Here is a 10,711-nt window from a genome sequence, read left to right as displayed (position 1 = left end):
GAGCTGCCAGCTCCCCATGAAGAGGCAGACCGGGATGGAGAGCACGACGAAGACCCGGGCGCGGCCGGGGGAGCGGGGGCCGTTCGGGCGGGCGCCCCGGCGGCGGGTGCGACGGCTCCAGCCGTCAGCACCAGCGCGCCGAGCACGCCGGAGAGTGCAGCAGCTCGCACTGAGTTCCTCGTTCCGTCCTGCGGCGGGGTGCCCGGGGCACCGGTACAGACCGGATGCTCAGCGGGACGGGCGGGGAAGTAAAGCACCGCCGGGCGGTGTCGGGCTCATTGCCCTCGAAGCGGGGACCGCGCTCCGCCCAGTGCCTGCCGCAGCTCGGGCTGGGGCAGCACGCCCGGCCCGCGCAGGGCGAGCGCGGTCAGCAGCGCGCGTTCGCCCCGGCCCCGGTCGGCGGCGGCCCGCAGGCGCAGTTCGCCGGCGGGCGAGGCCCAGCGGGTCCAGGTGCGGATCTCGAACCGGGCGATGGCCAGCGTGCCCAGGGTCAGGACCAGCGGCAGCGCGAACCAGGGCGCGACGGGGTGGCCGGCGCCCGCGCCGGTCCCGCCGCCGGCCTGACCGGCCAGCACTTCGGCGGCCAGCCCGGACACCAGCACCAGCAGCGCGGCGCCGCGCACCTGCCGGGAGGCGGCGGTGACCCGGTCCCGCACCGCGGCCGGGACCGCGAGCCCGGCCGAGACCAGCCGGTCTCCCAGCGCGCGTACGGCGTCCGCGGTGGTGACGGCGGCCCGTACGGGCGGTATCCGGGACTGTCCCTCCGGGCCGAGGGCCGCGATGACGGACCGCTCGATCGCGTCCCGGCCCTCGGGGTCAACGACGGTGGCCCAGCCGGTGTGCGCGAGCAGCATGCGGCGCTGCCGGGACATGGCGACGAGCGCGAGGTCGGCGACCCGGTGCGGGCCGCCGGAGAGGAACGCGGTCTCGTACAGCGACAGCGGCCCCGCGGGGAGCACGGCCGGGGCGGCGCCGGCCGCCGTACCGCGCGGTCCGGCGGCGGGTCCGGCGGCGAGGCCGCGCCCCGCCGAGGCGGCGGCGAGGCACAGCCGCGCACAGGCGACGCCCGCGGCCGCCCATGCGAGGAGGAGGAAGAGCACCCACATGGGGGAGTTCTACCTGGCGTGACCAGCGAAGCGCCATGCCTGTGCGGGATCCGGCCCGGGCACGCGTGCGCCGGCGGCGCGCGGCTCGCGCGACCGGCGCGGCGGCGCGGACCGGCGGCGGGACGCGGACGACGGGCTTCCCCGCCACGCGTGCGGACCGCCTCTCGGCCGGCCGGACGCGCCGGGACGAGGACGGCCGTCCGGGGCCGGTGGTGCGTTCCCGTCCGCGGGACAGGGGACGCCCGCCGCCGGCCGGGGAGTCACCCGGCCGGGCAGGCCCGTGCCGGCCACCGGCGGCCGGGACGGACGCCGGCGGCCGCGCACCCGGCCGTCGGCGGCTGCCCCGGAAGGGGGAGAGGCGCGGGCCCGGAGCGCTCGCTCAGTGCCGCCAGGGTCCGGTGACGGCGAAGGTGGTGCCGGGTTCGTAGCAGTTGACGTACATCGTCCGGCCGTCGGGGGAGAAGGTGGCGCCGGCGAACTCGCCCCAGGCGGGCTCCTCGGGCGTCCCGGTGTTCTGCCGGTTGCGGGCCACCGGGTAGACCACGCCGCGCCGCGTCAGCCCGAACACGTGCTGGGCGCCCCCGCCGTCCTCGCAGACCATCAGGCCCCCGCTGGGTGCCAGGCAGATGTTGTCCGGCTCCTCGCCCGGCAGGTCGATGTCGGTGTCCGGCCCGAACACCACCACGAGCGTCAGCCGGGCGCGCTCCGGGTCGTACCGCCAGACCTGCCCGTAGTGGTCCGCGGCGGAACCGTCCGCGCTCCGGGCGAAGCTGGAGACGAAGTAGACGCAGCGGCCGCCCCAGTAGCAGCCCTCCAGCTTCTGCGCGTGCGTGATGCCGCGCGGCCCGAAGTCCTGGTGCCGAACGGGGGTCTCGCGGGCCAGCGGGTCGGGGACCGGCACCCACTCCACCCCCGCGAAGCTGCGCCCGGGCTCCCGTACGGCGGAGAGGTCCGGCACGCCCGGCACCCGCATGGCCTCCAGCGTGCCGCCGGCCCGCAGCGAGCCGAAGCCGCCCCGCGGACGCTCCGGCAGGAACCGGTAGAAGAGGCCGAAGGGGTGTTCGAAGGCGTCCTCCGTCTCGTAGACCACGCCCCGGCCCGGGTCGATCGCGACGGCCTCGTGCTGGAAGCGGCCCATCGCGGTGAGCGGCTCGGGGACGGTGCGGTGCCCGTGCCGGAAACCGACCTCGAAGATGAAGCCGTGGTCCTTGGTGTAGCCCTCCTCGCCGGCCCGGTACTCGGTCTCCTCGCAGGTGAGCCAGGTGCCCCACGGGGTGGGGCCGCCCGCGCAGTTGGTGGAGGTGCCGGCGATGCCGACCCGCTCCCGGCGCACCGTGTGGTGGCGGTCGAGCTCCAGCAGGGTGCAGCCGCCCTCGGCCGCGGGGTCGTAGGTGAGCCCCTCGACGGCCGGCACGGGCACCCGGGCGTCCATACGGTTCTCGTGGTTGCGCACCAGCCAGACGGAGTCGCAGCGCCGGCCGCGCCGGTCGCGGGCCGCGAAGGCGGCCATGCCGTCCGGGTTGCTGGGCACCCGGCCCTCGCCGGACCGCAGCGGGTCGCCCTCGCGGGAGAGCACCCGGTAGCGGAAGCCGCGCGGGAGGTCGAGCAGCCCGTCGGGGTCGGGGACGAGGGGGCCGTAGCCGTCGCCCCCGGGCCGGCCCACGGCCCGTGCCGTGCCGGCGAAGACCTCCGGGATGCTGCCGGCGAACGCGATGCCTGCTCCCAAAGCACCGGATGTCGCGAGCACTTCGCGCCGTGTGGTGGACATGCCTCACTCTCCCTGCTGGCGGACAGGTTGACCGGACCAGGTGTGTCTACCACGGGTACCGGCGCGTGCACAGGAGGCGGGACGAGCCGGGTCTACGCGAGTTGCGGGCGGCCGTCAGCCCGCGCCGAGCTCCCGCGCGTCGCGGGCCAGGGCCGTCAGCCGGGAGATGGCGCGGAAGTACTTCTTCCGGTACCCGCCCTGCAGCATCTCCTCGCCGAAGAGCCGGTCGAACGGCACGCCGGAGGCCAGCACCGGCACCTCGCGGTCGTAGAGCCGGTCCGCGAGGACCACCAGCCGCAGCGCCGTGGCCTGGTCGGGGACCGGGTGCACGCCCGTGAGGCAGACGGCGGAGACGCCGTCGCAGAGTGCGCCGTAGCGGCTCGGGTGGATGGTGGTCAGGTGGCGGAGCAGTTCCGGGAAGGCGTCCAGCGCGGCGCCCGCGGTGGCGTGCGCCACCCGGGAGACCTCGGCGTCGTCACCGGGCTCGGGTGCCTCGGGAAGACCGCGGTGCCGGTAGTCCTCGCCGTCGATGCGCAGCGCGCGGAAGTGGGCGGAGAGCCCCTGGATCTCCCGCAGGAAGTCGGCGGCCGCGAACCGGCCCTCGCCGAGCTTGCCGGGCAGCGTGTTGGAGGTCGCGGCCAGGGCCACGCCCTGCTCCACCAGCCGGCCGAGGAGCGTCGAGACCAGGACCGTGTCGCCCGGGTCGTCCAGCTCGAACTCGTCGATGCAGAGCAGCCGGTGTCCGCCCAGGGTGCGCACGGTCTCCTGGAAGCCCAGCGCCCCGACCAGGTTCGTCAGCTCGACGAAGGTGCCGAAGGCCTTCCGCTCCGGCGGCGCGGGAGCGGCGTGCCACAGCGAGGCCAGCAGGTGGGTCTTGCCCACGCCGTAGCCGCCGTCCAGATAGACGCCGCGGGGGCCGCCCGCGGCGCCTGTCCCGGCACCGCGGGAGCGGCGGAACCAGCGGCGGAACCCGCCCGCGTCGCCGCCGTCCTCGCCGATGCCCGCCGCGAAGTCGCGGAGCACCCGGACCGCCTCCTGCTGGCTGGGCTGCGCCGGGTCCGGGACGTAGGTGCCGAAGCGCACCGCGTCGAAGCGCGGCGGCGGGACCATCTCGGCCACCAGGCGTTCGGCGGGGACCCTCGGCTCGCGGGAGCAGAGGGAGAGCGGCGCCTCGGGGCCGCCGGACGGGCGTGCGGGGGTGCGGGCGGAGCTGGTGGTGGACACGCCCTTCATGCTACGGGCCGGGTGTCCCCGGCGTACGGGACCGTGCGGCATGCCACACTGCGGCCTATGCGACGCCTGTTCCCCAGCCCCGACCCGGACCAGCGGACCGACCGCGGCGCGTGGAGCCTCGACGCCCTGGCGGAGGCGTACGCCTACCCGGCCCACGGGGGGCCGTGGCTGCGGGCCAACATGGTCGGCTCGCTGGACGGCGCCGCCCATCACGGCGGCCGCTCCCAGCCGCTCTCCTCGGCGGCCGACATGCGGGTCTTCGGGGTGCTGCGCGCGCTGGCCGACGTGGTGGTGGTGGGTGCGGAAACGGTTCGGCGGGAGGGGTACCGGCCGGTGCGCAGGCGGGCGGCCTTCGCCGCGCAGCGGGAGGCCGCCGGCCAGGGGCCCGCGGCGGCCGTCGCGGTGGTCAGCGCGAGTCTCGATCTGGACTGGTCGCTGCCGCTCTTCACCGAGGCGTGGGCGCCCACCCTGGTGCTGACCGGTGCCGGGGCGCCGGAGGAGCGGCTGCGCGCGGCCCGGAAGGCGGGTGTGGAGGTCGTGCGGGCCGGGGAGGGTGAGGGCGTCGACCCCTCCCGGGTGCCCGCGGCGCTGGCCGGGCGCGGCCTCACCCGGCTGCTCACCGAGGGCGGTCCCCGGCTGCTGGGGCAGTTCGCCACGGCGGGCGTGCTGGACGAGCTGTGTCTCACGGTGTCGCCGCGGGTGGTCGCGGGTACCGCCGCACGGGTGATGAACGGTCCCGAGGTGACGGTGCCCGCGGATTTCTCCCTGGAGGCGGTGCTGGAGGAGGACGGCTTCCTGTTCACCCGGTATGCGAAGATCCGTACGGTTACGGAATGAGATATTCCGATTAGCCCGGCGGGCAGACTGGACAACGCAGGACCTGCGTGGGCAGGGAAGAATGGTTTCTGTTGGGGTCCGAGGACCCGCGGAGGAGAAGGGCACTAGTCGTGTTCACGACCGTGTTGATGATCGAGAAGCCGCTGGTCTCCGACGACGTCGAGATGGTCACCACTCTGCACGGGGACGAGCCCGTCTCCTTCGTCGTGCTGATGCAGCCGCGCGGCGACCAGGACCGGCTGCTCCGTGCCCTCGACGACGTGGCGCTGGGCGAGCTGGAGGAGGCCGTGCACGAAGCCCAGGAGCGGAGCGGCGACGAGGCGCTGCAACCCGCGCAGCTCGGCCTCGAACACTCCCTCCGCGCCCTGCGGGAGGCCGGCGCGGAGGCGGTGGGGCAGCTCGTCGAGAAGCACCCGCTGGACCTGCTGACGAAGATCGTGTCGGAGACCGGGGCCGACGAGGTCATCGTGCTCACCGCTCCGCACCTGGTCGAGGAGTTCTTCCACCGGGACTGGGCCTCGCGGGCCCGGCACAAGGTCGGGGTCCCCGTGCTCAAGCTCTTCGCCCACACGGAGTGACGGTCGCGGCCGCCGGACACCCGGGGCGCCGTACGGACCGGTGGCCCGGAGTCCCCGCACCGGCGGCCGCCGGACCGGCCGCCCCCGTCCCCGCGCCCGGTGCGGGCTACGCTGGGTCCTCCCCGCCGCGCATCCCCGCGCACGCCGTACGACCCGGGAGAAGAACCGCGATGACTGCCGTGCCGCCCACCATGGAACGCCCCCACTTCATCGGCATCGGGGGCGCCGGGATGTCCGGCATCGCGAAGATCCTCGCGCAGCGCGGCGCCCGCGTCGCCGGCAGCGACGCCCGGGAGTCCGGCGCCGTGGCCGCGCTGCGGCAGGCGGGCGCCGTCGTCCACCTGGGGCACGACGCCGCGCATCTGGCCCCCGACGCCGACTGTGTGGTGGTCTCCAGCGCCATCCGCGCGGACAACCCCGAGCTGCGGGCCGCCGGGGAGCGCGGCATCCCGGTCGTGCACCGCTCGGACGCGCTCGCCGCGCTGATGGAGGGCCGCCGCGCGCTCGCCGTGGCCGGCACGCACGGCAAGACCACCACCACCTCGATGCTCGCCGTCTCGCTGCGCGCCCTCGGGCTGGACCCCTCGTACGCCATCGGTGGCGACCTCGACGGGCCCGGCACCAACGCCGACCACGGCACCGGCGAGCTGTTCGTCGCGGAGGCGGACGAGAGCGACCGCAGCTTCCACACGTACGCCCCCGAGGTCGCCATCGTGCTCAACGTGGAGCTCGACCACCACGCCCACTACGCCTCGCTGGCCGAGGTCCACGAGTCCTTCGAGACCTTCGCCGGCCGTATCCGCCCGGGCGGCACCCTGGTGATCAGCGCCGACGAGCAGGGCGCCCGCGACCTCACCGCCCGGGTGCGCGACCGGGACGGGCTGACGGTGACGACCTACGGCGCGGCGCAGGACGCCGACGTCCGCGTTCTGCGGGTCGTCCCGCACGGCCTGACCAGCGAGGTCACGGTCGCCCTGGACGGCCGGGAACTCACCTTCACCGTCTCCGTGCCCGGCCGGCACTACGCGCACAACGCCGTCGCCGCCCTGGCCGCCGGCGCGGCGCTCGGCGTGCCGGCGACGGAGCTCGCCGGCGCCCTCGCCGCGTACACCGGGGTCAACCGGCGCCTCCAGCTCACCGGCGAGGCGGGCGGCGTGCGGGTCATCGACTCCTACGCGCACCACCCCACCGAGATGACCGCGGACCTGGAGGCCATCCGCGGCGGCCTGACCGGCGGCCGGGTGCTGGTCCTCTTCCAGCCGCACCTCTTCAGCCGCACCCGGCAGCTCGGCGCCGAGATGGGGCAGGCGCTCGCGCTGGCCGACGCCTCCGCGGTGCTCGACGTCTACCCGGCGCGCGAGGACCCCCTCCCGGGGGTGACCAGCGCGCTCGTCGTCGACGCGGCCCGTGCCGCCGGCGCGGACGTGCAGCACGTCCCCTCCCGGGAGGCGGCCCCCGAGGTGCTCGCCGGAATGGCGAAGCCGGGCGACGTCGTTCTCACCATGGGGGCGGGTGACGTCACGGACCTCGGCCCGCGCCTCCTCGCCCGCCTCTCGGACTGACCGGCCCGCCGGCCGTCCGCCGACCGCACGCCCGGAACGAAGGAGCACGCGACCATGGCGTACGACATCGACAAGCCCGACGAGCAGTGGCGCGAGGAGCTGTCCCCCGAGGAGTACCGGGTGCTGCGGCAGGGCGGCACCGAGCCGGCCTTCACCGGTGAGTACACCGACACCGAGACCACCGGCGTCTACACCTGCCGGGCCTGCGGAGCCGAACTCTTCCGCTCCGGCACCAAGTTCGCATCCCACTGCGGCTGGCCGTCCTTCTACGACCCGGCGGACTCCGCGGCGGTCGAGCTGATCCCGGACCACTCCTTCGGGATGACCCGCACCGAGGTCCGCTGCGCCCGCTGCGGCTCCCACCTCGGCCATGTCTTCGAGGGCGAGGGCTACCCCACCCCCACGGACCAGCGTTACTGCATCAACTCCGTCTCGCTGCGGCTGGAGCCCGCCGAGGACGGCTGACCGGCTTGCCCGGTCGTCATACGCGTCTTACGCTGGTGCCGTGGCCAGGGACAGGATCACCATCAGCCTCGACAGGAGCCAGGCCGAGCGCATCCGGCGCCATGCGGAACGGGCGGGCATGGACGTCTCGGCGTACCTGGTGCACGCTGCGACGCGGCAGATGGCGGAGACCGAGGCCATAGAGGAGCAGTTCGCCGGCGTGGACGGGTTGATCGCGGCCGCCGAGCGGGAGGCGGCCGTTCTTCCACCCGAGCCGGACGTGGCTGCCGGGGAGGTCACCGAGCAGGAGCGGCGGGAGATCGAGGCCGCCCTCGCCCTGGTGCGGGGCGAGGATCGCGCTCGGGGCGGCACGGGCGAGGCCGCGTGAGCCCTCGCGTTCCCGTCTACGACACCGGGATGCTGATCGCGCTCGCTGATCGCAAGGCCAAGGCCGTGCTCCTCCACCAGAAGCTGCGGGACGCCCCGCACCGGGCCGTGGTGCTGGGGCCCGTGCTGGCGCAGGTGTGGCGCCCGCGTCCGGCGCTCGTGCATGCGCTCTCCGGGGTGCTGCGTGACTGCACCGTGCCGCGGGCGCGGAGTTCGCCACCCCCGATGCGCGCGACCGCCGCCGGACGCCCGGAGTGTGTCGCGTGTGCCACGGGGCCGGACCTCGATGACTGGCGGCGGATGGGTACGGCGCTGGGGGAGGCGTCACTGCCGCCCAAGAAGCGGCCCGACGCCGTGGACGCGTGGGTGGCGCTCACCGCCGTGCGGCACGGTGGCGCAGTCGTCTTCACCAGCGACCCGGCGGACGTGACCGCGTATCTCGATGTGCTGGGGACACCGGACGTGCACGTGGTGCCCGTGTGAGCCCCGGGGCTCACACGGTGCGGCAGAGCACCTCGCCGTGGGGGACCAGGAACCAGGCGTCCGGGTGGCCGCCCCACTCCCGCCACGTCGCCGCCGTCCGCTCCAGCGCGGCGGAATCGGCCAGCCCGCTCTCCACCGCCAGCCCGGCGAAGGCGGAGGCGACGGTGCGCTCCGCCCACAGATCGCTCCACCAGGCGCAGTCCTCCGGCGTGGCGAAGCACCACGCGCTCGCCGAGGCCGTCACCTCCGCGAACCCGGCCTCCCGGGCCCAGGCGCGCAGCCGCCGGCCCGCGTCCGGCTCGCCGCCCGCATGCCGGGCCACGTTCCGGTAGCGGGACAGCCACTCCTCCAGCCCCGGGACCTCCGGGTACCAGGTCATCCCGCCGTAGTCGGAGTCCCGGGCGGCCACCAGCCCGCCCGGCCGGCACACCCGGCGCATCTCCCGCAACGCGGCCACGGGGTCGCCGACGTGCTGGAGCACCTGGTGCGCGTGCACCACGTCGAACGAGGCGTCGGGGAAGTCCAGCTCCGGTACGGAGCCCCGGGCGAACCGCATGTTCCGCAGCTCCCGCTCGTCCGCCACCGCGCGCGCGGCCTCCAGCACCTCACCGGCCGGGTCCAGGCCGGTCACCGTGCCTGCGGGGCCGACGGCCGCCGCCAGGTCCGCGGTGATCGTGCCGGGCCCGCACCCGACGTCGAGCACCTCCAGGCCTGGACGGAGCGCGGGCAGCAGATACGCCGCCGAGTTCGCGGCGGTGCGCCAGCGGTGCGAGCGGAGGACGGACGCGTGGTGGCCGTGCGTGTAGACGGCGGATTCCCGGTTCATGGCCGCACTCTAGTGCGTGTCTCACTTCCCGAGCGAGATCGTCTCGCAATGTGGGCTACCGTGATCCGGTGGCGCCTCTCCGCCGCGTCCGCTGCCCGTGCGGGCGGGCAGCCGTCACGGCCCCTAGGGTCGGGGCCGTGAGTACTGCGGACCCTTCGACGCCGGCGGGATCTCCGGACCGGCCGCCGCTGCCGACCGGCTGGCGGCGGACGCTGTTCCGGCTGCCCCTGCTGCTCTACCGGTACCGGCTGGGGTGGCTGCTGGGCGGCCGCTTCCTGCTGCTGGAGCACACCGGGCGGACGTCGGGACGGCTGCGGCGCGTCGTGGTGGAGGTGGTCGCCCGCGACGACCCCCACGGGCCGTCCTGGACGGTCGCCTCCGGCTTCGGGCCGCGGGCCGCCTGGTACCGCAACCTGCGGGCCACGCCCCGGGCGACCATCCAGGTCGGTTCCCGGCGGCACCGGGTCGACGCCCGCTTCCTCCCGGCGGAGGAGGGCGGGGAGCTGATGGCCCGCTACGCGGACCGGCACCCGCGGGCGGCCCGGCGGCTGAGCCGCTTCATGGGGTTCACGGTGCGGCAGGGCAGCGCGGCGGAGTACCGCCGGGTCGGCGCCGGCGTGCCGTTCGTCCGGTTCGAGCCCGCCGGCCGGGAGGCCGGCGGCGGCTCCGCACGGTAAACCGCTGGCCGGGGCGTACCGCCCGGGGTCAGGATGGCGGGCATGTCCGACGTGCTGCTGCCCTTCCTCGGGGCCTGTCTGCTCATCGCCGCCTCGCCGGGGCCGAGCACGGTGCTCATCATCCGGAACGCACTGCGCGGCCGCCGGGCCGGGCTGCTGACCGTGCTCGGCAACGAGACCGGCGTCTTCCTCTGGGGCGTCGTCGCCGCCTGCGGCCTGACCGCCCTGCTCGCCGCCTCCCAGCTCGCGTACGACATCATGCGGTTCGCCGGCGCCGGGGTGCTCGTCCTCTTCGGCGTGCAGGCGCTGCGGTCCGCGCGGCGCGGTACCCCGGTGGCCCTCGCCGAGTCAGGGGACGCACCCCCGGAGCCGGGGTGGCGGGCCTACCGGGCCGGGCTGCTGATGAACCTGGCCAACCCGAAGGCCGCGCTCTTCGCCATGTCCTTCCTGCCGCAGTTCGTGCCCGCCGGGGCGCCGGAGCTGCCCGCCATGGTGGCCCTGGCGGCGCTGTGGGCGGTGTTCGAGGTGGGCTACTACGCCACGTACGTATGGGGCGTCGCGCGGCTGCGGCGGCTGTTGTCCCGGGCCGCGGTACGGCGCCGGCTGGAACAGGTCTCCGGCGGCGTGCTGGTGGCGCTCGGCCTGCGGCTCGCCCTGGAGGGGTGACCGGGCCGGGGTGCCGGCCGGGCGGCGGGCGGGGCCCCGGCGCCCCGGGCGACCGGTGGCGGCCGGGCCGTCACCGGGTGCGCCCTCCGGGCCCCGGCACGCTCACCGGCGGTGCGCGCCGTACGCTCGGCAGCCCTCCGTGCC

General features: G+C 75.8%; 12 protein-coding genes. 8 read left to right on the top strand and 4 right to left on the bottom strand.

Annotated features, from left to right (window positions below; translation table 11 throughout):
* Window positions 1-275 precede the first annotated feature (275 nt).
* The 3 genes from HOY81_RS26075 to zapE all read right to left on the bottom strand — a co-directional run bounded on the left by HOY81_RS26075 (window position 276) and on the right by zapE (window position 4,107).
* The gene (locus HOY81_RS26075) at window positions 276-1,106 is read right to left on the bottom strand and encodes a TIGR04222 domain-containing membrane protein (protein WP_237323169.1); all 831 of its coding nucleotides are present in this window, start codon (window positions 1,104-1,106) and stop codon (window positions 276-278) included.
* A 379-nt stretch (window positions 1,107-1,485) separates the two neighbouring features.
* A complete protein-coding gene (locus HOY81_RS26070; protein WP_237323168.1) occupies window positions 1,486-2,874 on the bottom strand; it encodes an alkaline phosphatase PhoX in 1,389 nt (462 codons plus the stop codon).
* Between the two features lie 114 nt (window positions 2,875-2,988).
* Entirely contained in the window at window positions 2,989-4,107 is a 1,119-nt protein-coding gene (zapE, locus tag HOY81_RS26065) for a cell division protein ZapE (protein WP_237323167.1), read from the bottom strand.
* Window positions 4,108-4,164: 57 nt separating this feature from the next.
* Between zapE and HOY81_RS26060 the strand changes: the two genes are divergently transcribed.
* The 6 genes from HOY81_RS26060 (at window position 4,165) to HOY81_RS26035 (ending at window position 8,398) form a co-directional block, all read left to right on the top strand.
* On the top strand, window positions 4,165-4,944 hold the full coding sequence (locus HOY81_RS26060) for a pyrimidine reductase family protein (RefSeq protein ID WP_237323166.1): 780 nt from the start codon (window positions 4,165-4,167) through the stop codon (window positions 4,942-4,944).
* A gap of 110 nt (window positions 4,945-5,054) precedes the next feature.
* A complete protein-coding gene (locus HOY81_RS26055) occupies window positions 5,055-5,522 on the top strand; it encodes an indole-3-glycerol phosphate synthase (protein WP_237323165.1) in 468 nt (155 codons plus the stop codon).
* A gap of 170 nt (window positions 5,523-5,692) precedes the next feature.
* The gene (murC, locus tag HOY81_RS26050; RefSeq protein ID WP_237323164.1) at window positions 5,693-7,084 is read left to right on the top strand and encodes a UDP-N-acetylmuramate--L-alanine ligase; all 1,392 of its coding nucleotides are present in this window, start codon (window positions 5,693-5,695) and stop codon (window positions 7,082-7,084) included.
* Window positions 7,085-7,138: 54 nt separating this feature from the next.
* Entirely contained in the window at window positions 7,139-7,549 is a 411-nt protein-coding gene (gene msrB / locus HOY81_RS26045; RefSeq protein WP_237323163.1) for a peptide-methionine (R)-S-oxide reductase MsrB, read from the top strand.
* Between the two features lie 40 nt (window positions 7,550-7,589).
* Entirely contained in the window at window positions 7,590-7,916 is a 327-nt protein-coding gene (locus HOY81_RS26040) for a ribbon-helix-helix protein, CopG family (RefSeq protein ID WP_237323162.1), read from the top strand.
* A complete protein-coding gene (locus tag HOY81_RS26035) occupies window positions 7,913-8,398 on the top strand; it encodes a hypothetical protein (protein ID WP_237323161.1) in 486 nt (161 codons plus the stop codon). The genes HOY81_RS26040 and HOY81_RS26035 overlap by 4 nt, the downstream gene beginning before the upstream one ends.
* A 10-nt stretch (window positions 8,399-8,408) precedes the next feature.
* Here HOY81_RS26035 and HOY81_RS26030 read toward each other — a convergent pair whose 3' ends face one another.
* Window positions 8,409-9,224, bottom strand: coding sequence for a methyltransferase domain-containing protein (locus tag HOY81_RS26030; RefSeq protein WP_237323160.1), 816 nt, complete (start codon window positions 9,222-9,224; stop codon window positions 8,409-8,411).
* A gap of 137 nt (window positions 9,225-9,361) precedes the next feature.
* On the opposite strand from HOY81_RS26030, the gene HOY81_RS26025 reads away from it, so the two are divergent.
* Both HOY81_RS26025 and HOY81_RS26020 read left to right on the top strand, forming a co-directional pair.
* Entirely contained in the window at window positions 9,362-9,901 is a 540-nt protein-coding gene (locus HOY81_RS26025) for a nitroreductase family deazaflavin-dependent oxidoreductase (RefSeq protein ID WP_237323159.1), read from the top strand.
* A gap of 42 nt (window positions 9,902-9,943) precedes the next feature.
* On the top strand, window positions 9,944-10,567 hold the full coding sequence (locus HOY81_RS26020; RefSeq protein WP_237323158.1) for a LysE family translocator: 624 nt from the start codon (window positions 9,944-9,946) through the stop codon (window positions 10,565-10,567).
* Window positions 10,568-10,711 lie beyond the last annotated feature (144 nt).

This window comes from Streptomyces sp. JJ36, assembly GCF_021696945.1.
GTDB lineage: Bacteria > Actinomycetota > Actinomycetes > Streptomycetales > Streptomycetaceae > Streptomyces.
This window is presented reverse-complemented; position numbering and strand designations above follow the sequence as displayed.

Bases quoted from the DNA above. Each gene is read 5' to 3' on its own strand.
- HOY81_RS26075 (WP_237323169.1), bottom strand. From the start codon at position 1,106: ATGTGGGTGCTCTTCCTCCTCCTCGCATGGGCGGCCGCGGGCGTCGCC.
- HOY81_RS26070 (WP_237323168.1), bottom strand. From the start codon at position 2,874: ATGTCCACCACACGGCGCGAAGTGCTCGCGACATCCGGTGCTTTGGGA.
- zapE (WP_237323167.1), bottom strand. From the start codon at position 4,107: ATGAAGGGCGTGTCCACCACCAGCTCCGCCCGCACCCCCGCACGCCCG.
- HOY81_RS26060 (WP_237323166.1), top strand. From the start codon at position 4,165: ATGCGACGCCTGTTCCCCAGCCCCGACCCGGACCAGCGGACCGACCGC.
- murC (WP_237323164.1), top strand. From the start codon at position 5,693: ATGACTGCCGTGCCGCCCACCATGGAACGCCCCCACTTCATCGGCATC.
- msrB (WP_237323163.1), top strand. From the start codon at position 7,139: ATGGCGTACGACATCGACAAGCCCGACGAGCAGTGGCGCGAGGAGCTG.
- HOY81_RS26030 (WP_237323160.1), bottom strand. From the start codon at position 9,224: ATGAACCGGGAATCCGCCGTCTACACGCACGGCCACCACGCGTCCGTC.
- HOY81_RS26020 (WP_237323158.1), top strand. From the start codon at position 9,944: ATGTCCGACGTGCTGCTGCCCTTCCTCGGGGCCTGTCTGCTCATCGCC.